The organism is Pseudomonas sp. KH_046_2 (assembly GCF_057838985.1).
This window is the reverse complement of sequence record NZ_CM174480.1, coordinates 2,923,045-2,947,767: the sequence shown is the minus strand read 5'-3', so window position 1 is coordinate 2,947,767 and position 24,723 is coordinate 2,923,045. Positions and strand designations below refer to the sequence as shown.

Annotated in this window: 19 protein-coding genes; 6 read left to right on the top strand and 13 right to left on the bottom strand. The window is 62.7% G+C overall.

The features are described 5' to 3' along the window. Positions 1-77 precede the first annotated feature (77 nt). The 12 genes from AC3IX1_RS13275 to AC3IX1_RS13220 all read right to left on the bottom strand — a co-directional run bounded on the left by AC3IX1_RS13275 (position 78) and on the right by AC3IX1_RS13220 (position 15,925). Positions 78-1,493: an aldehyde dehydrogenase family protein gene (locus AC3IX1_RS13275; RefSeq protein ID WP_489388548.1), complete on the bottom strand. Its 1,416-nt coding sequence runs from the start codon at positions 1,491-1,493 to the stop codon at positions 78-80. Then, complete coding sequence (locus AC3IX1_RS13270; protein WP_489388547.1) at positions 1,486-2,676, bottom strand: pyridoxal phosphate-dependent aminotransferase; 1,191 nt, start codon at positions 2,674-2,676, stop codon at positions 1,486-1,488. Before AC3IX1_RS13270 ends, AC3IX1_RS13275 begins: the two co-directional genes overlap by 8 nt. Before the next feature lie 24 nt (positions 2,677-2,700). Continuing rightward, on the bottom strand, positions 2,701-4,308 hold the full coding sequence (locus AC3IX1_RS13265) for a 5-guanidino-2-oxopentanoate decarboxylase (protein WP_489388736.1): 1,608 nt from the start codon (positions 4,306-4,308) through the stop codon (positions 2,701-2,703). Positions 4,309-4,318: 10 nt separating this feature from the next. Continuing rightward, positions 4,319-6,418 (bottom strand): acetate--CoA ligase family protein, encoded by a 2,100-nt coding sequence (locus AC3IX1_RS13260; RefSeq protein ID WP_489388546.1) that lies wholly within the window; start codon positions 6,416-6,418, stop codon positions 4,319-4,321. An 18-nt stretch (positions 6,419-6,436) separates the two neighbouring features. Beyond that, positions 6,437-7,597: an acyl-CoA dehydrogenase family protein gene (locus AC3IX1_RS13255; protein ID WP_489388545.1), complete on the bottom strand. Its 1,161-nt coding sequence runs from the start codon at positions 7,595-7,597 to the stop codon at positions 6,437-6,439. A gap of 41 nt (positions 7,598-7,638) precedes the next feature. Next, a complete protein-coding gene (locus AC3IX1_RS13250) occupies positions 7,639-8,430 on the bottom strand; it encodes an enoyl-CoA hydratase/isomerase family protein (RefSeq protein ID WP_489388544.1) in 792 nt (263 codons plus the stop codon). 353 nt (positions 8,431-8,783) lie between these two features. After that, the gene (locus AC3IX1_RS13245; protein WP_489388543.1) at positions 8,784-10,196 is read right to left on the bottom strand and encodes an amino acid permease; all 1,413 of its coding nucleotides are present in this window, start codon (positions 10,194-10,196) and stop codon (positions 8,784-8,786) included. 208 nt (positions 10,197-10,404) lie between these two features. Continuing rightward, positions 10,405-12,660, bottom strand: coding sequence for an ATP-binding protein (locus AC3IX1_RS13240; protein ID WP_489388542.1), 2,256 nt, complete (start codon positions 12,658-12,660; stop codon positions 10,405-10,407). Next, on the bottom strand, positions 12,657-13,430 hold the full coding sequence (locus tag AC3IX1_RS13235; protein WP_489388541.1) for a substrate-binding periplasmic protein: 774 nt from the start codon (positions 13,428-13,430) through the stop codon (positions 12,657-12,659). Before AC3IX1_RS13235 ends, AC3IX1_RS13240 begins: the two co-directional genes overlap by 4 nt. Positions 13,431-13,435: 5 nt before the next feature. Beyond that, entirely contained in the window at positions 13,436-14,152 is a 717-nt protein-coding gene (locus AC3IX1_RS13230) for a response regulator (protein WP_489388540.1), read from the bottom strand. A gap of 92 nt (positions 14,153-14,244) precedes the next feature. Then, entirely contained in the window at positions 14,245-14,892 is a 648-nt protein-coding gene (locus AC3IX1_RS13225) for a TetR family transcriptional regulator C-terminal domain-containing protein (RefSeq protein ID WP_110659255.1), read from the bottom strand. 244 nt (positions 14,893-15,136) lie between these two features. After that, on the bottom strand, positions 15,137-15,925 hold the full coding sequence (locus tag AC3IX1_RS13220) for a class II aldolase/adducin family protein (protein ID WP_489388539.1): 789 nt from the start codon (positions 15,923-15,925) through the stop codon (positions 15,137-15,139). Here AC3IX1_RS13220 and AC3IX1_RS13215 point away from each other — a divergent pair. The 3 genes from AC3IX1_RS13215 to AC3IX1_RS13205 all read left to right on the top strand — a co-directional run bounded on the left by AC3IX1_RS13215 (position 15,909) and on the right by AC3IX1_RS13205 (position 19,702). Continuing rightward, on the top strand, positions 15,909-16,748 hold the full coding sequence (locus AC3IX1_RS13215; protein WP_489388538.1) for a hypothetical protein: 840 nt from the start codon (positions 15,909-15,911) through the stop codon (positions 16,746-16,748). The genes AC3IX1_RS13220 and AC3IX1_RS13215 overlap by 17 nt on opposite strands. 216 nt (positions 16,749-16,964) lie before the next feature. Next, positions 16,965-18,926, top strand: a complete 1,962-nt coding sequence (locus AC3IX1_RS13210) for an oxidoreductase (protein ID WP_489388537.1) — start codon at positions 16,965-16,967, stop codon at positions 18,924-18,926. 179 nt (positions 18,927-19,105) lie between these two features. Beyond that, positions 19,106-19,702, top strand: a complete 597-nt coding sequence (locus tag AC3IX1_RS13205) for a cupin domain-containing protein (protein ID WP_477799075.1) — start codon at positions 19,106-19,108, stop codon at positions 19,700-19,702. On the opposite strand, the gene AC3IX1_RS13200 is transcribed toward AC3IX1_RS13205, so the two are convergent. Beyond that, on the bottom strand, positions 19,699-20,631 hold the full coding sequence (locus AC3IX1_RS13200; protein ID WP_489388536.1) for a helix-turn-helix domain-containing protein: 933 nt from the start codon (positions 20,629-20,631) through the stop codon (positions 19,699-19,701). The two genes, AC3IX1_RS13205 and AC3IX1_RS13200, sit on opposite strands and share 4 nt — an antisense overlap. Before the next feature lie 162 nt (positions 20,632-20,793). Here AC3IX1_RS13200 and AC3IX1_RS13195 point away from each other — a divergent pair, with 162 nt between their 5' ends. From AC3IX1_RS13195 to AC3IX1_RS13185, 3 genes are all read left to right on the top strand, one after another. Beyond that, complete coding sequence (locus AC3IX1_RS13195) at positions 20,794-22,152, top strand: glutamine synthetase family protein (RefSeq protein ID WP_102673544.1); 1,359 nt, start codon at positions 20,794-20,796, stop codon at positions 22,150-22,152. Between the two features lie 152 nt (positions 22,153-22,304). Next, on the top strand, positions 22,305-23,393 hold the full coding sequence (locus AC3IX1_RS13190; RefSeq protein WP_489388535.1) for a polyamine ABC transporter substrate-binding protein: 1,089 nt from the start codon (positions 22,305-22,307) through the stop codon (positions 23,391-23,393). After that, the gene (locus tag AC3IX1_RS13185) at positions 23,390-24,691 is read left to right on the top strand and encodes an NAD(P)/FAD-dependent oxidoreductase (RefSeq protein ID WP_489388534.1); all 1,302 of its coding nucleotides are present in this window, start codon (positions 23,390-23,392) and stop codon (positions 24,689-24,691) included. Before AC3IX1_RS13190 ends, AC3IX1_RS13185 begins: the two co-directional genes overlap by 4 nt. Positions 24,692-24,723 lie beyond the last annotated feature (32 nt).

Genomic DNA, 24,723 nt, shown 5'->3' with positions numbered 1-24,723 from the left:
CTAATGGAATTCCAATTCAAAACCACGCAAAACACCGGGCCATGGCCCGGCGCATACAACCTTTGAATCGCCAACCGTCACACCTGGATCGCCTTCACTTCGACGAATTCGTTCAGCCCTTCTTCCCCCCACTCCCGGCCATTGCCCGATTGTTTGTAGCCACCGAACGGCGCCTGATAATTGAACGCCGCGCCATTGAGGAAGCACTGACCGGCGCGCATCTGCCGCCCCAGGTGCAAGGCGCGCTCGGCACTGCCGGCCCAGACGCCGCTGGACAGGCCGAACGGTGAGTCGTTGGCGATCTGGATCGCTTGCGCCTCATCGGTGTAGGGAATCAGGCACAGCACCGGGCCGAAGATTTCTTCCTGGGCGATGCGCATGCGGTTGTCGACATCGGCGAACAGTGTCGGGCTGACATAGAAGCCGCGCTCGAATGCCGACGGCATGTCACCGCCGCACAGCAGCCGGGCGCCTTCCTGTTGGCCGACCTTGATGTAGTCGAGCACGGTGCGTTTTTGCCCCGCCGAACACATCGGGCCGAGGAAGCTTTGCGGGTCGAGGGGGTCACCCATGCGCAGGCTCAGGGTTTCCGCCAGCGCCAGTTCCACAGCCTCGGCGTAGCGGCTGGCCGGCAGCAGCATGCGGGTCAGTGCGGTGCAGGTCTGGCCGGAGTTGATCATCACGTCCTGCACGCCGTAGCGCACCGCCGCTGCCAGATCGGCATCCTCGGCGATCAGCAGCGGCGACTTGCCGCCCAGTTCCAGGCACACCCGCTTGACCGATGGCGCCGCCGCCTGGGCAACGCGAACCCCGGCGCCGGTGGAACCGGTAAACGACACCATGTCCACGTCCGGGTGTTTGGCCAGCGCTTCGCCGACTTTCGAGCCGGGCCCGCTGACCAGGTTGAATACCCCCGCCGGCAGGCCGATGTCCTCGATCATTTGCGCCAACAGGAAGGCATGCAGCGGGGTTTCCTGGCTCGGCTTCACTACCACGGTGCAACCGGCGGCCAGGGCCGGGGCGAGTTTGCCGATCAACTGGTGCAGCGGGTAATTCCACGGGTTGATGAACGCGCAGACGCCCACGGCCTCGCGGACCACCAGCGAGTTGCCGACTTCGCGCACTTCGTCCATGAGATGAGCCAGTTCGACGTATTGCTCAAGGCCAGTGATCGGCCCGTCGACCTGTACCGAGCGGCACCATTGCACCGGCATGCCCAGTTCCGTGGTGATGACCGCGGCCATCTCATCGGCACGATTGCGCAGTTGCTCGGCCAGGGCGCGGATGTAGCCGGCACGCACGCTGGACGGCGTGCGCGACCATGAAGCGAAGGCCCGGCGTGCAGCCGCCACGGCGTTTTCGACATCGCGCTCATCACCCAGCGGAACGCTGCCGCAGACTTCCTCGGTGGCCGGGTTGATCACCTCGGCGATGCCCTGCCCCGATGGGGTTTGCCAGCGACCATCAATAAACAGTGTCTTGTGATTAAGCATGAACCTGGGCCTCCATCAATTCTTGAGCACAACGGGCAATGCGCTGGCAGGCATCGCGCAGCGGTTCGGCACCGAACACCAGACCGAGGCGAATGTGCCCCGCCGCGCTCGGACCAAAGGCCTCTCCCGCCAGCACCGACACGCCGTGGCGATCCAGCAGACGGTCGGCAAACGCCTGGGCGCTGAGCCCGGTCTGACGGATATCGAGCATCACGAACATCCCGCCATCGGGTTTCAACGCCCGCACGCCGGGGCAATCGGCCAGGCTGTCGCACACCAGGTCGCGACGCTGGCGATAGGCTTCGCGCATGGCTTCGAGTTCCGGCAGGTTGCTTTCCAGGGCCACCACGGCAGCGTCCTGAATGAAATCCGGCGAGCCGTAGAGCATGCACAACGCGAGGTTTTCCAGGTGCGCGGCCAGGGATGGCGGCGCCACCACCCAGCCGACGCGCCAGCCGGTCATGGCGTGGGACTTCGACAGGCTGTTGAGGGTCGCGGTGCGCTCGGCCATGCCCGGCAGGCTCGCCGGGCTGACGTGTTCGCCTTCGAACAGCAGTTCGCTGTAGACCTCATCGGAAATCAGCCACAGGTCGTGGCCGATGCACAGTTCAGCCAAAGCCGCCCAAGTGCTGCGCGGCAGACTCGCGCCCGACGGGTTGTGCGGGCTGTTCAGTGCCAGCGCCCGGGTGCGCGGGGTGATGCGCGCGGCGACGTCTTCGGGCAGCACGCGGAAACCATTTTCCGAGCGCACCGGCACCGGCACCACCACGGCGCCGCAAGCACCGAACACCGCTTCGTAGGTGACGTACATCGGTTCGGCGACGATCACCTCGTCACCGGGATTGAGCACGCATTGGGCCACGCTGAACAGCGCACATTGCGCCCCGGCCAGCACGGTGACCTGATCCGCCGAGACGGCTTGACCGCTGCGCTGTTGATGACGCCTGGCAATGGCTTCACGCAGGGCACGCTTGCCGCGCACCTCGGCGTAGTGAGTGTTGCCGCTCAGCAGACTGTCGATGGCGCCCTGCACGATAGGCTGTGGGGTATCGAAATCCGGATCGCCCACGGACAGCAGCAGAATGTCTTCGCCCTGCTCGCGCTTTGCCAGGGCGCGGTAGTGAATGTCCCACGCGGCGGCGCCGTCACCGGCGATTCGTTGAGTCAGATCGGAAAAGCGCATGGCTTCATCCCCTTGAAATGCAGATCAATGCGCACAGGCATGCTTGAGTTCAATCAAAGTCACGCCGTTACGTTTGAAGCCCTGGCGCAAGTCGGTCTGCAACTCGGCCAGGCTTTGCGGCTGAGTCACGGTGCAGCCGAACGCACGCGCGAGGGCGGCGAAATCCGGGTTGCGTGGCAGCACGCCGATGGGCTCGATATCCAGCCCGATCATGTCGTCGCGGATCTGCCCCAGGGCGTCGTTGTTCCACAGCAGCACCACCAGCGGGCTGTCCAGTTCTTCAACAGCCGTGGCCAGTTCCTGGGCGGTGTAGAGGAAACCACCGTCGCCCACCAGAACCAGGCCCGGCCGTTGCGGCGCGCCGAACTTGGCGCCGATACCGGCCGGCAGGCCATAACCCAAGGTGCCGTAGCCGGTTGGGTGCAGCCAGCTGCGGATGGCCAGGCTGTCGAAGGCGTAGTTGCCGGTGTAGGCCAGTTGGGTCATGTCGGTGCTGATGAAGGCATTTTCCGGCAGCTCTGCGGCGATACGGTCGAGAATCGCTTGATGGATCGACTGCAACGGGCCATGGCTGGCCTTGACCGCTGCGCGCAGGGCGGCGACCGAGGCAGTGGCGGCGCCAGCGTCGCGCACGTCGGACGGCAGGCGCTCAAGCACGCCACTGAGGGTTTGTTGTGCGTCACCATGCAATGCCACGGCGCAGGGGTAGAAGTCGTTGAATTTGCGTGGGTCGATGTCGACGCGCAGCAGTTCGCCATTGAGTGGCAGGCGTTCGCGCCAGAAATCGGTGTCGGCCATTTCGGTGCCGACCGCCAGCACCACATCGGCCTCGGAAATCAGCTTCCAGCCCGGCTCCACACACAGGGATGAACCGGCATTGAGCGGCGCATCCGGCGGCAGCAGGCCTTTGCCAGCGACGCTGGTGAACAGCGGCGCAGCGAGCCGGGTGCTGATGTCTTGCAGTTCAGAGGTGGCATTGAGCGCACCACCACCGGCGATGATCATTGGACGCTTGGCAGTCTTCAGTTTGGCCACGGCTTGATCGATGGCAGTGACGGATGCCGGACCACGACCCGGACGACGCACCACCTCGTTGCTCCAGTCACGGGCAATCGGCGCCGACAGCACGTCCAGCGGCACCGAGATGTGCACCGGGCGCGGCCGCTCGCTGTCGAACACCGCGTAGGCACGGGCGATCAGTTCCGGCAGGTCTTCGGCGGTCAGCGCCACTGCCGAGAACGCGGTAATAGGCGCGGTCATCGCCCGTTGGTCCTGGCATTCGTGCAGGCTGCCCCAGCCCTTGCCGAGGCTGGCGCTGTGGTTGACGCTGGAAATCACCAGCATCGGAATCGAGTCGGCGTAGGCCTGGCCAATGCCGGTGGCGGCGTTGGTCACGCCGGGGCCGGTGATGACGAAGCACACGCCGGGTTTGCCGCTGACCCGGGCATAGCCGTCGGCCATGAAACTGGCGCCCTGCTCATGGCGTGTCAACACGTGGCGAATGCCACTGCCGGGCAAGCCGCGATACAGCTCCAGGGTGTGTACGCCGGGGATGCCGAACACGGTATCGACGCCGTAGTTGGCCAACAGACGCACCAGGGCCTGGCCACCGGTCAAGGTTTTGCTTTGCATTTTCATGTCCTCACTCCTGGCCGAGGCGAATCAACGCATCGACCGCAGTCGTGCCTTGGGCACCGACCAATAATGGGTTCACATCGAGCTCCAGCAAGTGCGCGGCGTTTTCGCAGGCGTAGTCGGCCACGGCGCGGATAGCGGTCACCAGGGCGTCCAGGTCAGCAGGCTCGCGACCACGGAAACCTTGCAGCAACGGCGCACTGCGCAGGCTGAGCAAGGCATTGCGAATCGCGCCGTCGGTGGTCGGCAGCAACAGGCTGCGACTGTCCTTGAGCAGTTCCACTAGAATGCCGCCGGCACCGATCACCAAGGCGAGGCCGAAATCGTTTTCGCGTTTGATCCCGACGATCAGCTCAGCCAGTGGCGGCTTGGCCATGGGTTCGAGCAACAGTTGATCGAAAGGTACGCCCGGGGCGTAAGCGGCAATGCTGGCGCGCATCTTCTCCAGTGCGGCACTCAATACCGCGCCGTCCTTGAGGTTCAGCGCCACGGCGCCGGCCTCGGTCTTGTGTGGCAGTTGGGCACTGACCGCTTTGAGTACCAGCGGATAGCCCAATGCTTCGGCGTCCTTCAGGGCCTTGTCCGGGGTGCTCAAAACGCCGTTGGGCGTCGGCAGGCCAAAGGCTCTTAACGCCTGTTTGGAATCCCATTCATTGAGCAAGCGTCCTTCGCCTTGCAGCGCTTGCGGGCTCAACGGCACCAGCGCCGATTCCCCCAGCGCCAGCAACGCCTGACGGTTGCGCTGATAACCGGCGATGCGCCCCCACGCGGCCAAGCCGTCTTCAACACCCTGCAAGGCCGCGACGCCTTGGGCGTGCAGACGCTCACGGGCATGGGCCGGCAGCAACTCGGGGAAGGCCGAGGTGACAAAACCGGTCTTGCCGTGACGTTGCAGTGCCGCGCAGTACAACTCCAGCAGCAGGTCGCACTCCTTTCGCTCGCCGGTGAACTCCGACGGGTAGTCGAGCACCAGCATCGCCGCGTCGGCCTCGGTGCGCAGCGCGCTGTCGAGCATGCGGTTCAAGGCTTCGCCGTCGCCCCAGATCGCCGTGGTGAAATCCAGCGGGTTGACCAGGTTGGCGTAGGTCGGCAGCACTTGCGCGAGTTCGCCAACCTGCCCTTGATCGAGTTTCGGCAGGCCCAGGTCGTTGCGTTCGGCGTAGTCGGCAATCAGCCCGGCGTCGCCACCGGAACAGGCCAGCGCGATCAGGCTGTTGCCCGCAGGCAGGTTGCCGCAGGCGGCGGCCTTGAGGGTTTCGACAAAACTCACCGGGCCGCTGACGCGGATCACGCCGAGACGGTCGAACAGTGCGTCGTACAGCGCATCGGAACCCGACAAAGAACTGGTGTGACTCAAGGCCAGTTCGGCGCCGATCTGCGACACGCCGGTCTTCAGGGCGATGATCGGGATGCCCTTCTCCAGCGCCTTGTGCGCGGCACAGGCAAACCCCGGCACGTTCTTCAGGCCTTCCAGGTGCAGGCCGATCGCGGTGACGCGCGGCTCGTCGAGCAACACGTCCATCAGTTCAGCCACGCCCAGTTGCGCCTGGTTGCCCACCGAGGCCATGTAGGCCACCGGCAGCGAGCGGTCGCTCATGGACAGGTTGTAGGCGAAGTTGCCGCTCTGGGTCAGCACCGCCACGCCCTTCTCCACCGCTTTACCGCCATGGGCCACCGGCCACAGCGCGGAGCTGTGCAGGTAGTCGAGCAGGCCGTAGCAGTTGGGGCCGAGCAAGGCCATGTCGCCAGCGACCTTGAGCAGTTGCTGTTGCAGGGCCTGGCCTTCGGCGCCAGTCTCGGCGAAGCCGGAGGCGTAGCAGATCGCGCCGCCCGCGCCGATGGCGGCCAGTTCGGCCACGCAAGTCAACGTCAGTTCGCGGTTGGTGGCAATGAATACCGCGTCCGGGCCGCAAGGCAGCTCGGCAACGCTGCGCACGCACGGCACGCCTTCAAGGCTGTCGTGTTGCGGGTTGACCAGCCACATTTGCCCTTGGTAGCCGCCTTCGGCACAGCGCTTGAGGGCGCGGGCCATGCTGCGACCGCCGACGAACGCCACGTGTTGCGGCGCGAGCATGCGTTTGAGGTTGTCACGAATGGTTTGGGACATGGGAGTTCTCCGGGCCGATCAGCGCAGCAGCGGCCGCAGCAGCTCGCGGGAAATGATGTGGCGCTGGATTTCCGAGGTGCCTTCCCAGATCCGTTCGATCCGCGCGTTACGCCAGATGCGCTCCACCGGACCTTCGTCCATCAGGCCCATGCCGCCGAAAATCTGCACCGCTTCATCGGCGGTACGCCCGAGCACTTCACTGGCGAACAGCTTGGCCATGCCGGCCTCGCCATCGGTCATGGTGCCCTGGTCCATTTTCCAGGCGGTGTGCAGGGTCAGCAGTTCGGCGGCGCGGATTTGCGTGGCCATGTCGGCCAATTTGAACGACACGCCCTGGTAAGTACCGATCGGCTGACCGAATTGCTTGCGGTCCGCCGCCCATTGCAGCGACACATCCAGTGCGCGCTGGGCCTGACCGACGCAGTTGGCGGCGACCATCACCCGCCCGGCGGTCAGCCAGGCGTTGGCCACCTCCCACCCCTTGCCGACTTCGCCCAGCACTTTGCTGGCCGGCACGCGGCAGTCATCGAAGAACATTTCGAAGGTGTGATAACCCCGGTTGCTCACGCACTTGGGCCCACGGCGGATGGTCATGCCCGGGGTGTTGCGGTCGACCAGGAACGAGGTCACGGCGTTGCGCTTTTTGCCGTTGTGTTCGTAGGTGTCGGTCACGGCGAAGACGATGGCGAAATCGGCATGGCCAGCGTGGCTGATGAAATGCTTGCTGCCGTTGAGAATGAAATCGTCGCCTTCGCGCACGGCGCGGGTCTTGATCGCATTGGCATCGGAGCCTGCACCCGGCTCGGTCAGGGCGAAGCAGTCGATCTTTTCACCCTGGATGCACGGCAACAGGTAGTCGTTGATCTGCTCGCCGGTGCAGGCCATGAGGATTTTCGACGGCCGCGCGACGAACACGTGCAGCGCCCAGGACACCTTGGACAGCTCACGTTCGATCAGCGCCTGGGACAGGTAGTCCAGGCCACCACCACCCACTTCTTCGGGCATGTTGAAGGCGTAGAAACCTGCCGCGATGGCCTTGCCGCGAATCTGTGCCGCCAGTTCCGGGGAAACCTCGTCGGCGCGGTCGACTTGCTCTTCATAGGGCAGCAGTTCCTTCTCGACGAAGCTGCGTACCGAGTCCACCAACATTTCTTGTTCTTGGGTCAGTTGGAAATTCATGCTGCTACCTGTTGTTCGTATGCTGAAAGAAGTGTGGGGAATCAACGGCCGATGAAGCGTGCCGGGCGTTTTTCCATGGCCGCGCGCAGGGCTTCGTTGCCGTCTTCACTGCGACCGCAGAGCAGGCCGGCGGCGAGTTCGGCTTGCAGTTGCTCGGCCAAGCTGCGTTCGGCGCCTTCGCGCATGAGTTTTTTGGTCTGGGCGAAGGCGAAGGTCGGGCCGGCGGCCAGGCGTGCGGCCAGTTCGCTGGTGACCGTCAGCAGTTGATCGTCGGCACAGACATCGCCGACCAGACCGGCGTCGAGAGCACGGTCAGCACCCCACAACTCGTCGAGGAACAGCAGGCGCTTGGCCTGTTCGCTGCCAATCAGGCGCGGCAAGTGCCAACTGGCGCCGGCATCCGGCGAGTACGCCATGCTGGTGTAGCCGGCCTTGAAGCGCGCCGATTGCCCGGCGATGCGCAGGTCGCAGCACAGGGTCAGGTCCATCCCGGCGCCGACGGCGGTGCCGTTGATGGCGGCGATGGTCGGTTTTTCCAGGCTGTGCAGGCGGGTCATCAAGGCATGGGCGTTTTCGGTCCAGCCGTAGGTTTCCAGCGCGCCCCGGGCTTCGGCATCGGCCCACTCATCGAGGTCGGCACCGGCGCAGAAGCTGCGGCCACTGCCCGTCAATACCACCACACGCACCGCAGGGTCGGCGTTGAAAGCATCGAGCAAGCCGTGCAGGTTTTTCAGCGTCGGAATGTCCAGCGCATTGCGCTGGGCAGTGCGATTGAGGGTGATCCAGGCAACGCCTGCTTCGACCTGGCTGAGCAGCGACGATTGAGTGGTCATGGGAATCCTCGAGTTATTGTGATGGGTCTGAGGTGATGCGACTTGAGGCCATACTAAACGAGTGTTCAGTAAGGCGGCAATCGGTGGAGAAATGGGCTGTAACAAGCTCATGAATTCGATAACACATTGGTTTTATTGAACTATTTATAGATTGGCGAGCGTAAGCCGTTAGCGCTGTTACAACTTCGAACAACTGGCGACAGGAGGCGGGTCGCAAATTTACCGAACGCCGAAAACCCCTGTGGGAGCGAGCTTGCTCGCGATAGCAGTGGACCAGTCAACAGTGATGTTGAACCTGATGCCGCCATCGCGAGCAAGCTCGCTCCCACAGGGAATGTGCTGGATTTAAGGAATTACACAGTCGGCAAACTCGGCGCCAGCACGCCCTGACGCTTGCGATGGATCAGGAAGTACGCGCCATAGCACAGCGCAATGAATCCAAAGCCCCAATACAGCGACGGACGCTGGGTTTCATCCAGGGCCAGGAACACGAACAGCAAGCAGCACAGCGTGATGCACATCAGCGGCAATACCGGGAACCACGGTACGCGGTATTTCAGGTCGCTGAGTTTGCCGCCGTCACGCAAGTACGCCTTGCGGAACTTGTACTGCGCCAGGGCGATGACAATCCAGGTCACGGTGCCGGACATGCCGCTCACCGCCATCAGCACCATGAACAAGGTATCGGCGGCGACGAAGCTGGTCATCAGCGACACCAGCGCGAAGCACAGGGTGATGCTCAAGGCGCGCAGCGGGACGCCACGCTTGCTCAATGACGACAGGCTTTTCGGCGCCATACCGGTTTTCGACATCGCCCACAGGATGCGCGTCGAGGCATACAGGCCGGAGTTGCCCACCGACAGGATCGCGGTGAGGATCACGAAGTTCATCAGGTCGGCGGCGTAGGGAATGCCGACCATGTCGAACACCTGCACGAACGGGCTTTCCATCAAGCCTGCCTGCTGCCACGGCACGATGGCCGACAGCACGATGATCGCCAGCACGTAGAAGATCAACACACGGAACACCACGTTGCGCACGGCACGGGGAATGCTCTTTTCCGGCTGATCGGTTTCACCGGCGGCCACACCCATGATCTCGCAACCCTGGAACGCATAGACCACGGTCATCATCACCGCGAACACCGCCGACAGGCCGTTGGGGAACAACGAATCGCCGATCAGGTTGGTCGCCATCGGTGCCGGTGCACCGCTGCTCAGGGGCATCACGCCGAAGATCACCAGCACGCCGACCACGATGAAACCGAGAATCGCCGCGACCTTGATCCCCGAGAACCAGTATTCGGCTTCACCAAAGGCGCGGGTCGCCATGGCATTGATACCGAACAGCACCACCACGAACAGCGCCGACCAGTACCAGATCGGCACCTCCGGGAACCAGCGGGTCATCAGCATGCCGGCGGCGGTGAATTCCAGGCCCACGGTGGTGGCCCAGCTCATCCAGTACACCCAGCCGATCATGAACCCGGTGGCCGGGCCGATGTATTGGGTGGCGTGGGTCTGGAACGAACCGGACACCGGCATCTGCACCGACAGTTCACCCAGGCAGACCATCACCAGGTACATCAGGAACCCCGCAACCAGGTAAGCCAGGATCGCCCCAACCGGGCCGCCCTGATTGATGGTCACGCCGGAACCCATGAACAACCCGGTGCCGATGACGCCGCCCAGGGACAGCATGAAAATGTGCCGGCTTTTCAGGGCGCGGGTCAGCTGTATGCCTTTACGATCAGTGTTTTCGTTCATGTCGGCACCTCAGCAGTCGATGAGGTGAACTGCGCGCGACAGGACGTCACGGCGCAGGGAGGGATCAGCTTTACGGCAATTCATTATTATTATCTCCAATAAGCTTCGAAGACCGCGCTGCGGCGGTTGCGTCGATTATTGGAAAGCCATGTAAGGTCGCGTTGACCGTAAAGATCGAAGTTGTACAAAGTCGTAACAAACTTGTACGTCAGCTCTGCAGCAGGCCTTTGAGAGTATCGAGCGAGTGCTGCAATTGCTCATCGAGCAGCGGGCCCATGCGCTGGATCGCCGATTCATCGTTTTCCAGCGCCAAGGTCTCCAGCGCCCTCAAGGTGCTGGCCAAGCCCCGAAAGCCCAGGGAGTCGCAACTACCGGCCAGGCGGTGAGCCAGTTGCGCGACCTCTGTGCAGTCGTCGGCGGCCATGGCTTCATGCAGCGCATCGCGGTGTTGCAGGATCGAATCACGCAGCACCGCCAGCAGGCCCTGGACCTTTTGCGCACCGAGCAGGCTGCGATGGGTCTGCAACAGCGGCCAGTCCATGGCCTCATCGCTCGGCAGCGACTCGGCGACAGGCGCATGCCCTTCCAGCACCTGGCGCAGGTTTTCCAGTTTCAAGGGCTTGGCCAGGACACCGTCCATGCCGGCCTCCAGATAACCGCGCACCAGTGCCGGCTGGACGCTGGCGGTCAGGGCGAAAATGCGCGTATGGCGGTTCGGTCCGTCGCTGTGGCGGATCTGCCGGCACAGCTTGACACCGCTGATGCCCGGCAGATGCACGTCCAGCAGCATCAGGTCGAACACCTGCGCCGCGCAGTGTTCCAGCGCCTGATCCGCTTCTTCGGCGAGCCACACCCGGTGGCCGTCCCGTTGCAGCAAGCCCTTGGCCACTTCGCGATTGAGCGCCACGTCCTCGACCACCAGGATGTTCAGTGCCGGCCCCGCCGCGCGAACCGGCGCAACCTCAGCCACGCCGCTGGCCGGCTGCAAGGACAGTTCGAACCAGAAGCAACTGCCGCGCCCCTCTTCACTGTCCACGCCGATGCAGCCGCCCATCTGCTCCACCAGATGTTTGCAGATCGCCAATCCCAACCCGGTGCCACCAAAACGTTGCGCGACTTCTTCGCTGGCCTGGGTGAAGCGCTCGAAAATCTTCGCCTGCATCGCCGGGGCAATGCCGATGCCGTCGTCCGTGACACTGACCCGCAGCCGCTGCCCGGTCTGTTCGCCGGTTTCGCCGAGCAGCGCCACCTCGACGCTGACTTCGCCGCCTTCGGTGAACTTGATCGCGTTGGCCAGCAGGTTGCTCAGCACCTGGCGCAGGAACTGCTCGGCGCCGTGGTGATACTCGGCAATCCGCTGATCGATGCGGCAACTGAGGATCGTGTCGTTGTTCAGCGCGCGCGGTTCCAGAAGTGTCAGCACCTCGTCGAGCAACTGGCGCAACGAGAAATCCACCGGTTCGGGATGGCTGACGCCCTCCTCCAGCTTGGCGAAATACAGCACTTCATTGAGGATCGTCAGCAAGCCTTCGCCGGCCTTGTGCAAGGCATCCAGGCGTTTGCCGTCCTGGGCATCCAGACGCGCGCCGCGCAGCAACTCGGCCATGCCGAGAATGCCGTTGAGGGGCGTGCGCAGTTCGTGGCTCATGGTCGCCAGGAACCGCGACTTGGCAAGGTTGGCCGCTTCCGCTTCGTCTTTGGCACGCATCAGGCTGGCGGTGCGGCGCTCGACCATTTTCAGCAGCTCGTCACGGTTGTCCTGCAAGGCCAGGCGGTCGGTTTCCCGGCGCTCGATGTCCCGCAGGATCGCCCGGCGCATATCGTCCAGCGCATGGGCCACGGTGTCGATTTCGTCACTGCCACGACGCTTGTCCAGGTGCAGGGGTTCGTGCCATTCACCTGCCGCGATGCGCCGGGCAAACTCGGCCATGACTTTCAGGTGCCGGGTCACCAGTCGATAAAACAAGCCCGACAACGCCACGGCCAAGCCGCAGAGAAACACTGCCATCCACAACAGGCTGGTCAAACCGGTGGCGTAGAGACGCTGGTACACCGCCCCCAGATCCGTACTGACCTCCAGCTCGCCAAGGTTGCGCAACGTGCCGGACGGCGGCTGATAGTCGAGGGCAAAGCGCTCGATGCGCAGCGGTCCCGTGGGGTGCGGATTGCCCTGTACCAGGTCGAAATCGGCGCTGGTCAAGTGCACCCGCGCGACGTCGGAGAAGTCCACCAGCCCGCGCAACTGCACGTTCAACTGCTCCTGGTTCAAGTCCCAGAGGCTGCGTTCCAGGCTGGCCAGGTAGCCGGCGCGGATCAGTTCCATGCGCGAATCGATGTCGTGCATTTCCCGTCGATACTCAATGTACAGCTGCACGCTGCTGGCCAGCACGGTGAAGCACAGGCTGAACAACAGAATGAACAGCAACAGGCGTCGCAGCAGTCCACCAGGACGGGCGCGGATCATTGCGCATCCGCCGGCAGGTTGATCATGTCGCGGTAGGTCACTTCGCTTTCGTTGAGCCAGCGCTCGATGTCACCGGCATCGACCATGCGCTGCAACTGCGCATCGATCTCGGGCATACGAGTGGCCAAGGGCGAGCGCCGCGATACGGCAACTCGCAGATAGTCCACGCTCAATGCCTTGGGCAAGGCGACGATGTCCTGGCCGCCGGGCAGGTTTTCCACGTACAGCTGGCCGGTGCGCCGCTCCTGGGTGATGAAATCGATGCGCCCGCGAATCAGCTTCCCGAAGTTCTGGTGGCTGTCGGAAACCCATTCGATATTGTTGTTGCGCGCAACCATACGATCGAATTCCACGCCGTAGCTCTCGCCGAACAACAGGCCGCCACGGTAACGGGCCAGGTCGTCCAGTTGTTCGAATTTCACCGGGTGTTGGCGGTTGATGAACAGCGCCACTTCTTCACGCAATACCGGCACCGTCGAGAACAGCATGCTCTGCTCCCGTTGTGCAGTGCTGTAGGCCAGTACCACATCGACCCGGCCTTCGGCGGCGTCCAGCAGGCAGCGTTTCCAGTTGCCCAGCACCACCATCTCGACCTCGTAACCCAACTGCCCAAACAGGTTTTTCACCACATTCGGCGCCAGGCCGCGCACCTGCTTGCCGTCGCTCCAGGAGACCGGCGGGTACACCGGGTAATCGCAATAGCGAACCTTGTCCGCCGCGACGGCATGGCCGGCCACGAGCATTGCCAGCAGGCAAAGCCATCGCGCCATCAGTTTCAGGCCGCCACGCTGGCGGTGAACAGGTAACCGGCGCCGTGAATGGTGATGATCAATTGGGGTTCGGCCGGATCGTCGTGCAACTTGCGGCGCAGGCGCCCGACCAGCACGTCGATGGAGCGGTCGTTGGGCACCCATTCGCGGTTGCGGATCTGGTCCATCAACTGATCGCGGCTGAGGGTGTGGCCGCTGTTGCGCAGGAACACGCTGAGCAACTGGTATTCGCCGTGGGTCAGCAGGGTTTCGCTGCCCGACGGATCGATCAGGCGACGGCGGTCGGTGTCCAGCGCCCAGTCGGCGAACTGCTTGACCGGTTTGGCCGCCGCGACGGCTGGCGCTGGCGTTTGCGCATGACGTACCCGGCGAATCAGGTTTTTCGCCCGGGACACCAGCTCCCTTGGATTGAGTGGTTTGATCACGTAGTCATCGGCGCCGCATTCGAGGCCGACGATGCGGTCGATTTCGTCGTTGCGCCCGGTGATCAGTATGATCCCGACCTCCGAGCGCACCCGCAGCTCGCGGGTCAGGGTCAGGCCGTCCTTGCCCGGCAGGCGGATATCGAGCATCACCAGGTCGACGTTCTGGCTGGCGAGGAAAGTTTCCGCCAGTTCCGCCGTGGCGGCGCAATGGACGTCGTAGCCTTCCTGGGACAGGTAGGCGTGCAGCAGATCGCGAATCAGCGGATCGTCATCGACGATCAATACCCGAGGAGTCATCGCTTGGTGTCCGGCATAGGCCCTGAGGCCAGTTTCTTATTAGAGTGTTTTGCTGCATCGGCGCCAGAGAATATCGATTGCTGAACGACTGATCAACAGTCGCTCGTCTGCACGCAAAAGCGCTGACGGCCGCCGGCCTGCAAGCCGTCAACCCAGGCCTCGCAAATCTGGATGCCCTGCTCCGGGGTGAAGGTGCCGGGGTTCAGCCCGGACTCCAGCCACAAGCCGTCGAGCAAGGCGCTGAGGCTGATGGCGGCGAGGTCGGCGTCGAAGTTTTCCCAGCCCTCCTCTCGGGCCAGTTCCGCCAGCACCTTGCGCAGGATGCCGCGATACTCGCCATAGGAATGATCGTGGGCCTGGTTGATGGCCTCGGCGGTTTTCACCGCGCCCCAGAACGCCAGCCAGGCATCGATCAGTTGCGGGTCGAGCAGTTCGGCGGAAAACGACCCGCGGAAAAACGCCGACAAACGCTCCCGGGCATTCGGCGCGGCTTGCTCCATGGCGTCTCGCAGCAAGGTCATGACCCGCCCGGTGATCGCCATGTAGGCCTCGGCCACCAGTTCATCCTTGCCGGAATAGTGATGGCTGATCAGCCCCACCGAGACCCCGGCCTCGGCGGATATCTTGCGGATCGACGCGCCCTGGAAGCCATGACGCTTGAGGCACACCAGCGTCGCCTCGATCAGGTTGGCTTTGCGCAACTCCGGTTCCATGCGGGAAAAACGGGCTTCCTGATTCATGGGCGACACGCTCCTTGGTTCAATCGTTTAGGCCCGCGCGGGTTAGCGGCGAGCTGAACGAATGTACAGCAAGAGCGGGCCAAGTCTCCAGTCGGGTGTAAGCCTGAGAACCGAGGCGCCCCCATCGCGAGCAAGCTCGCTCCCACAGGGTTAACGGGTGTACGCAAGATCTGCGAACAACCCAAACCACTGTGGGAGCGAGCTTGCTCGCGATGACGTCAGTCCATACAACACAAAATCCGGATCAGTCGCGGTAACCCGGCGCCACTCGATCCAGCAACCGCAACAACGCAGCCCAAGCCAGTTGCATCGCATCCGGGTCACTCAACTCCCCCTCCTCCAACGGCCGCCCCGGCTCATTGAACTGCCGTTCGGTATGCGCGCAGACCTCGTGCGACGGCAAAACAACTTCACCGGCGGCCTGGGCCGCCAACTGAATTTCACAAGCCTTTTCCAGGTAGTACATGCGCAGGAATGCCTGGCTCACCGTCTCGCCCACCGTCAGCAAACCATGGTTGCGCAGCATCAGTACCGACTTGTCGCCCAGGTCCGCCACCAGCCGTTGCTGCTCGCTCAGGTCCAGCGCCACGCCTTCGTAGTCGTGGTAAGCGACCCGTCCATAGAACTCCATGGAAATCTGGTTCACCGGCAACAGCCCGCACTTCAACGCCGCCACCGCGCACCCGGATTTGGTGTGGGTATGCAGCACGCACTGCGCATCTTCGCGGGCGCCGTGGATGGCGCTGTGGATCACGAAGCCGGCCGGGTTCACCGGGTATGGCGAAGGCTCCACGGCATGGCCATCGAGGTCGATCTTCACCAGGTTGGACGCAGTGATCTCATCGAACATCAGCCCGTACGGGTTGATCAGAAAGTGATGCTCCGGCCCCGGAATGCGCACCGAGATGTGGGTGAAGATCAAATCGGTCATGCGAAAGTGCGCAATCAGGCGGTAACAGGCCGCCAGTTCCTCACGCAGGCGCTGCTCGGTGGCGCTGCGCTCGGGGGCCAGGTGATTGGCGATTTTATTCATTGTCGTGGTTCTCCAGGCTAATCGGCTGGGGCAGACAGTACGGCTGGACGTACAGTCACGTCCAGTCGCTGCGCGTACCTATACCGGAGAAATCTACTTACATGGCTTGAAACTACTGGATGTTGATTTCCCCTATTCTGGAAAATCCAGCACACGGAAGAACACCACCATGATTGGCTCACCTCACTCTACTCAAGTTCTCTTTTTTACATTGCTTACAGCCACTTGTTTTTTACCATTCGAAGCTCATGCTCAGGCGGGTGGCACGAAGACTGAAGGGACTCAAATCATCCGCCCGACGCGCCCCGTCTGGTTGCTTGAGCAACCCTATGCCGATAACCCCTTGCTGACCGCGCGTACATTCGGTGACAGCGCTTATGGCGATTATCACGTTAACGCCAGCCTGCAGATCAGTTGTCATCCGCAGAATCAAGCGGCCGGTTTTACACTGCAGATTGCACCTGTATCACTGGGCTTTGATAGCAATCCATTTGAAGGCCCGGATGCCACCGCAGATGGGCCACTGCGCATCACTGCTGGAGCACGCACCACCAATCATCGGGTTTCTGGATTTTGGACTCACGGTGGGGTTTTCCAGGTCGGAACGATCTTTGCGATCACTACCTCCATTTCCCGCGATGAATTGGCCCACTGGGCGAGCGATGCCGCACGCGGCCACCCCCTGAAACTTTCATTGGATCCGGCAAAAGCTGGCGACAAGCAATTGACCGCAACCTTCTCATTGCCAGAAAACAATGACGGCCTCAAGACGGTCATTCAGCCTTGCCTTGGCGCTGTTGGGGCCAAGACTGTTAAACCCTAGCACGACTGCGTCAAATCCTTGGTCAGATGAACCCCCACGTATAAACACCCTGCTGAGCCTACCCGCTGGCCTTCGCCCTGTAGAGGATGCGACTCCGATCGACTAAAAAGTAAAAAAACAAGTTGATTTTTTACTACTGGTAAATTTCTATAGCACAATAATTACAACGCCGAAAACCCGGTCTTTCGGCTTCAGCCTGCCAGGAGTACCCGCCCCATGCCGACCTCGACACCCGCCTTCGCGCACCTGTTCGAACCCCTGGAGATCCGTGGCAAGCGCCTGAAGAACCGCATCATGTCCAGCGGACACGACACCTCGATGCCCACCGACAACCTGGTGAATGAGCAATTGATCGCCTATCACCGGGCGCGTGCCGAAGGCGGTGCCGGGCTGATCGTGCTGCAAGTGGCCGGCGTGCATGACAGTGCGCGCTACACCTCCCACGTGCTGATGGCCACCGACGACGCGTGCATCGAGGGCTACCGCCAACTGGCGCAAACCTGCCATGCCCACGGCACTGTGGTGTTGTCCCAGGTGTTCCATCCGGGGCGGGAGATCATGGAGTCCAGCGATGGCTTGCTGGCGGTGGCCTACTCCGCATCGTCGGTGCCCAACGAACGCTTCCGGGTGATGCCCCGCGCGCTGGATCAGGCAATGATCGACGAGATCGTCGCCGGTTATGCCGCTGCCGCCCGGCGCCTGCATCAGGCCGGGATCGATGGCGTCGAAGTGGTTGCCAGCCACGGTTACCTGCCGGCGCAATTCATCAATCCGCGGGTCAACCGGCGTACCGATGGCTACAACGGCGAACTGGAACAGCGGTTGCGTTTTCTGCGCGAAGTCATCAAAGCCGTGCGTGCGGCAACCGACGAGCAGTTCATTGTCGGCCTGCGCATCTCCGCCGACGAGCGCGACCCGGAGGGCCTGACCGAGGACGAATCCCTGGCCGCCGTGCAGTCATTGCAAGCGCAGCTCGATTACGTGCACATCGTCGCCGGTACCTCGGCGTCCCTTGGCGGCGCGGTGCATATCGTGCCGCCCATGGCGATCGAAGCGGCGTACCTGGCTAAAGAAGCCGGGACGTTCAAGGCCAGTCTGAACATTCCGCTGTTCGTCACCGGGCGCATCAACCAGCCCCAGGAAGCCGAGCTGATTCTGGCTCGCGGCCAGGCCGATGTGTGTGGCATGACCCGGGCGCTGATCTGCGATCCGCAAATGCCCAACAAGACCGACACCGGCCGCGTCGAAGACGTGCGGGCCTGTATCGCCTGTAACCAGGCCTGCATCGGCCACTTCCACAAGGGCTTGCCGATTTCCTGCATCCAGCACCCGGAAACCGGGCGCGAGCTGATCTTCGGCGAACGCCGACAGGCGCCGAAACGCAAACGCATCATGATCGCCGGCGGCGGCCCGGCCGGGATGAAAGCGGCCACCGTCGCAGCTCAGCGGGGCCATGACGTGACGCTGTACGAAGCCGCTTCGCAACTCGGCGGTCAGGTGCTGCTCGCACAGCTGCTGCCACGGCGCAGCGAATTCGGCGGAGCGAGCACCAACCTGCAGCGGGAAATGGAACTGGCTGGCGTGCGCGTGGTGCGCAATACCCGGGTCGACCGCGCGCTGGTGGAGCAGGAAAAACCGGACGTAGTGATCGTCGCTACCGGAGCCGAGCCCTACTGGCCGCCCTTCGAGCGCGGCGGTGAGTTGCAGGTGGTGGACGCCTGGCAAGTGCTGCGCGATGAAGTCCAGATCGGCCGTTCGGTGGTGGTGGTCGACTGGCGTTGCGACTGGATCGGCCCCGGCATCGCCGAACGTCTGGTACGCGCAGGGCATCAGGTGCAACTGGCGGTCAACGGCACCCATTGCGGGGAAAACCTGCCGCTGTACGTGCGCGATCAACTGGCCGGCGAGCTGCATAAGCTGGGCGTGCCGATCACGCCGTACGCGCGGTTGTATGGCTGCGATGACAACACGGTGTACCTGCAACACACCGCCAGTGGCGAGCCGATGCTGATGGAAAACATCGACACCCTGGTGCTGTGCCAAGGCCATCAACCGGTGGATAGTTTGGGTGATGAACTGCAGGGGCTGGTGGAGTTTCGCCGCATCGGCGACTGCCTGGCGCCGCGCACCGCCGAAGAAGCGATTTATGAAGGCCTGAAAGTCGCGTGGGAGCTTTAAGGCTGTTTATACTCCGGGGCTTTACATTCACATGATTGCTCTTTGTAGGAGCGAGCTTGCTCGCGATGGTCGCTAACGATGACTCGTGCTTTCTGGATAACACGCGGTGTTCTGAAGTCCATCGCGAGCAAGCTCGCTCCTACAAGGGACGTAGTGCAGCCCCCGGTTCGGAACTTTCCATGAGCAACAACAGCAAGACCCCGCCCGCCTCAGGCAGCGCCGAACCGCATTTCCTCGGCACGCGCATTCGCGGCCTGCGCAAGCGCCGGGGCATGACCCTGGCGGAACTGGCGCAACAGAGCGAACTCACCGCCGGCTACATCAGCCAGCTGGAACGCAACCTCGCCTACCCGTCGATTCCGGCGCTGTTCAACATTGCCCGCAGCCTCGGCGTCACCATCCAGTGGTTCTTCGCCAGTGAAGCGGTCACCGCGCCCGAAGACGATGGCGTCGTGGTGCGCAAGAACAGTCGCCTGAACGTGCATTACGAAGACGGCATCGTCGACCAGTTGCTGACGCCGCAAGCCAACCGCCAACTGGAAATGCTCCACTCGCGTTTCCCGCCCGGCACCTACAGCCAGCAAAGCTACAGCCACGACGGTGAAGAGGCCGGCTACTTGCTCTCGGGGAGTTTCGAGTTGTGGGTCGGCGAGCGCCATTTCCAGCTTAATGAAGGCGACAGCTTCAGCTTTTCCAGCCAGGAACCGCACCGTTACGGTAATCCCGGCGAGGTGGATGCGGTGGTGATCTGGGTGATTACGCCGCCGACGTTCTAACGTCGGCTGCGACCGCTTGCCTGAGTGGTACTCGCACGCTTGAGGGTGTCGCTCGGCAGCTCGTTGAACAACGCGCGGTAGCTGCTGGAAAACCGCCCCAGATGCCAGAACGACCAATGCATCGCCACCTCGGCCACGGTGGTTTGCGTGGGCGTGCGGCTGAGCAATTCGCGGCGGGCGCTGTTGAGTCGGCGCAGGCGCAACCACTGGGTCGGCGACATGCCGGTGTAGGTCTTGAACGCATGCTGCAACTGGCGCAGTGAAACCCCCGCGACCTGGGACAACTCCAGCAGGTTGAGGTGTTCTTCCGGGGTGTCCGCCGCCCATTCCCCTACCCGCTTCATGATCGACCGCTCCCCGGCCCGACGCTGCAGGGACCCCTGGTCGAGGCCGACACAGGCGTTGTCGAGGATGAACAGGCAGTCTTCCAGCAGTTGCTGGGTCAGCGCTTCGCGGCTCGGCGGATCGAAGGTCTGCGACAGCCGCGTCAAGGTCCCGCTGAGCCAACGACAGAACAGCGCGTTCTGCCGGGAGTTGAGCGGTGCCATGAACAGCCCTTCGAGCCTGGCGATGTCGAGGCTGTGGCGCTTTACAAACTCCGGCCCGAACACCACGGCGATTTCCTGGTAGTTCTCCGGGGTGATCCAGATGTTGCGGCTCTCGCCATTCAACACGTACAGCGCGTTGTCGCCGCGATCGAAACAGAACGACAACGACCCCTGGGGCGCGCTGAAATTCTGCTCGACCCGGGTGTTCATCGACTCCTCGTAAATCTCCACGCCCTGCAGGTCCAGATAACGCACCAGACCCGCGAAATGCCCCGGCGACATCTGCTGGTATTGCTGCACCCAACCCGGCGTGGCGCGGATTTGCTCGGCGACATCGGCAGTGCTGAACGCTTGGACCTGGAGGGAAGTGGAACCTGTCATGGGGCGACCTTACGCACTCTTTTGGTGCGCTTTGTGCTGCTTAAAGTGGATAGATGGAACTGCAAGGCTCGCACAAGATAGTCGTCAACGCGCTACAGGGGAAGTGTCCGGCGGATGAAACCGGTCTCTCCTGGCGTTAATAAAACCAATAACGAGGTCTTTATGAATGTCCCTTTCGATCAGCTGTTCACTTGGCTGAAAGATCACAAGATTACCGAAGTCGAGTGCGTCGTCAGCGATCTGACCGGCATTGCACGCGGCAAAATTGCACCGACCAACAAGTTCCTGCATGAGCGAGGCATGCGCCTGCCGGAAAGTGTCCTTCTGCAAACGGTAACCGGGGACTTTGTCGACGACGACATCTACTACGACCTGCTCGACCCGGCCGATATCGACATGGTCTGCAAGCCGGACGCCGACGCCGTCTACGTGGTGCCATGGGCCATCGAGCCGACCGCCATCGTGATCCACGACACCTTCGACAAGTTCGGCAACCCGATCGAGCTGTCGCCGCGCAACGTGCTGAAGAAAGTCCTGCAGTTGTACACCGACAAAGGCTGGCGGCCGATTGTCGCGCCGGAAATGGAGTTCTACCTGACCCAGCGCTGCGAAGACCCGGACTTGCCACTCAAGGCGCCGATGGGCCGTTCGGGCCGTGCCGAAAGCGGTCGTCAGTCGTTCTCCATCGACGCGGCCAACGAATTCGACCCGCTGTTCGAAGACGTCTACGACTGGTGCGAGCTGCAAGGCCTGGACCTCGACACGCTGATCCACGAAGACGGCCCGGCGCAGATGGAAATCAACTTCCGTCATGGCAACGCCCTGGACCTGGCGGACCAGATCACCGTGTTCAAGCGCACCATGCGTGAAGCGGCGCTCAAGCACAACGTGGCGGCCACCTTCATGGCCAAGCCGGTCGGCGACGAGCCCGGCAGCGCCATGCACATTCACCAGAGCGTGGTGGACATTGCCACCGGCCAGCCGATCTTTGCCGATGCCGATGGCAACATGAGCGAGCTGTTCCTGCACCACATTGGCGGCCTGCAGAAGTACATCCCGAAAGTGCTGCCGATGTTCGCGCCGAACGTCAACTCGTTCCGCCGCTTCCTGCCGGACACCTCGGCGCCGGTGAACGTCGAATGGGGCGAAGAAAACCGCACCGTCGGCCTGCGCGTACCGACCTCCAGCCCCGATGCCATGCGCGTCGAGAACCGTCTGCCGGGCGCTGACGCCAACCCGTACCTGGCCATCGCCGCCAGCCTGCTGTGTGGTTACCTGGGCATGGTCGAGCGCATCGAGCCGAGCGCTGCGGTACAGGGCCGCGCCTATGAGCGTCGCAACCTGCGCCTGCCCATCACCATCGAAGACGCCCTGACCCAGATGGAAGAATGCGACACCATCAGCCGTTACCTGGGCGGCAAGTTCGTGCGCGGCTATGTCGCGGTCAAACGCGCCGAGCACGAGAACTTCAAACGGGTGATCAGTTCGTGGGAGCGTGAGTTCCTGATGCTCAGCGTCTGAGATCTGCGCTGTCCGTAACGACCTCATCGCGAGCAGGCTCGCTCCTACAGGGGAACGCATTCCAAATGTAGGAGCGAGCCTGCTCGCGAAGACGGCCGCCAGAACACCAAAGAAACATCGGAATAACCCAATAATTCCAAGAAGGTATCGACATGCGTCTATTGAAATCCATGGTCCCGGCCGCGCTGGCGGTTCTGCTCAGCGCCGTTGCCCAGGCCCAGCCACAGGTCAGCGTCTACAACTGGACCGACTACATCGGCGAAACCACCCTCGCCGACTTCCAGGCCAAGACCGGGATCAAGGTGATCTACGACGTATTCGATTCCAACGAAACCCTGGAAGGCAAACTGCTTGCCGGTCGTACCGGGTATGACGTGGTGGTGCCGTCCAACCACTTCCTCGCCCGCCAGGTGAAGGCCGGCGCGTTCCTCAAGCTCGATCGCGAGCAACTGCCGAATTTCAAGAACCTCGACCCGAAATTGCTGGCGCTGCTGGAGAAAAACGATCCGGGCAACTCACACTCGGTGCCGTACCTGTGGGGCACCAACGGCATCGGCTACAACGTCGACAAGGTCAAGGCTGTGCTGGGCATCGACAAGATCGACTCCTGGGCCGTGCTGTTCGAACCGGAAAACATCAAGAAGCTCAGCGCCTGCGGCGTGTCGATGATGGATTCGGCGGACGAAGTGTTCCCGGCAATGCTCAACTACATGGGCATGGACCCGCGCAGCGAAAACCCCGAGGACTTCAAGAAGGCCGAAGCCAAGCTGCTGCAGATCCGCCCCTACATCACCTACTTCCACTCCTCCAAGTACGTCTCGGACCTGGCCAACGGCGACATCTGCGTGGCGTTCGGTTACTCGGGCGACGTGTTCCAGGCCGCCAACCGGGCCAAGGAAGCCGGCAACGGCGTGAACATCGCCTACGCCATTCCCAAGGAAGGCGCCAATCTGTGGTTCGATCTGCTGGCCATCCCCGCCGACGCCAGCAATCCTAAGCAAGCCCACGCCTTCATCAACTACCTGCTGGACCCGCAAGTGATTGCCAAGGTCAGCGCGTCGGTCGGCTACGCCAACCCGAACCCGGCCGCCAAGCAGTACATGGACCCTGAACTGGTCAACAACCCCGAGGTTTACCCGCCCCAGGAAGTCCTCGACAAACTCTACATCTCCACCACGCCGCCGCAGTCGATCATGCGCCTGATGACCCGCTCGTGGAGCAAAGTGAAGTCCAACAAATGAATCAGTACACCAAGGAACACACCCACTCCTATTACGCGGCGTCCGCCAAGGGCATGAGGCAGCGTCCCGCACTGGCCTCGGACCTTGTGGCCGATGTCTGCGTGGTCGGCGCGGGCTTCACCGGCATCAACACCGCCATCGAGCTGGCCCAGCGTGGGCTCTCGGTGGTCCTGCTGGAAGCCCGGCGAATTGGCTGGGGCGCCAGCGGGCGCAACGGCGGCCAGTTGATTCGCGGCATCGGTCATGACGTCAGCGGCTTTGCCAAGCACATCGGCGCCGAAGGGGTGCAGTACCTGGAACATGCCGGGACCGAGTCGGTGCAGGTGGTCGCCAATCGCGTCCGCGAGCACGGTATCGATTGCGACCTGAGCTGGGGCTTCTGCGAACTGGCCAACACCCCGGCCCAGTTCAAGGCGCTGAAGGCCGAGCAGGCGGAACTGATTGAATCCGGCTACGCCTTTGAAACCCGACTGGTCGCGCCGGAGAAAGTTCGTGAACAGGTGGTGAACTCCGGTGTGTACACCGGCGGTCTGGTGGACATGGGCTCGGGGCATTTGCATCCGCTGAACCTGGTCCTTGGCGAAGCGCAAGTTGCCGAGTCCCTTGGGGTACAGATTTTCGAGCAGAGCCCGGTGCTGGAGCTGATCCATGGCAGCACGGTGCAGGTCCGTTGCGCGGGTGGCACGGTGCGCGCCGATACGTTGGTGCTGGCTTGCAACGCGCACCTCGAAGAGTTGGAACCGAAGCTCAGCGGCAAGGTGCTCCCGGCGGGCAGCTACATCATCGCCACCGAACCGTTGTCGGAAGACGCCGCCAGGCAACTGATCCCGCACAACGTCGCGCTGTGCGACCAGAAGGTCGGCCTGGACTACTACCGGCTTTCGGCTGACCGGCGTTTGCTGTTCGGCGGTGCCTGCCACTACTCCGGGCGCGATCCTTCGGACATCAGCGCCTACATGCGTCCGCAAATGCTCAAGGTGTTCCCGCAACTGGCCGATGCGCGCATCGACTATCAGTGGGGCGGCATGATCGGCATCTCGGCCAACCGCTTCCCGCAGGTCGGGCGTTTGAGCCAGCACCCCAACGTGTTCTACGCCCAGGGCTACTCCGGTCATGGACTGAACGTGACACATTGGTGCGCGAAGTTGTTGGGCGAAGCGATCCATGCCGGCCACAGCAAAGGCTTCGACGTGTTCAGCGCCGTGCCGCACATGACCTTCCCCGGCGGACGCGCCCTGCGTTCTCCGTTACTGGCCCTTGGCATGTTCTGGTATCGGATGCGGGAAGTGCTGGGTTGACCACCGGGCGCCTGATGCGGGTTGTCCCTCGT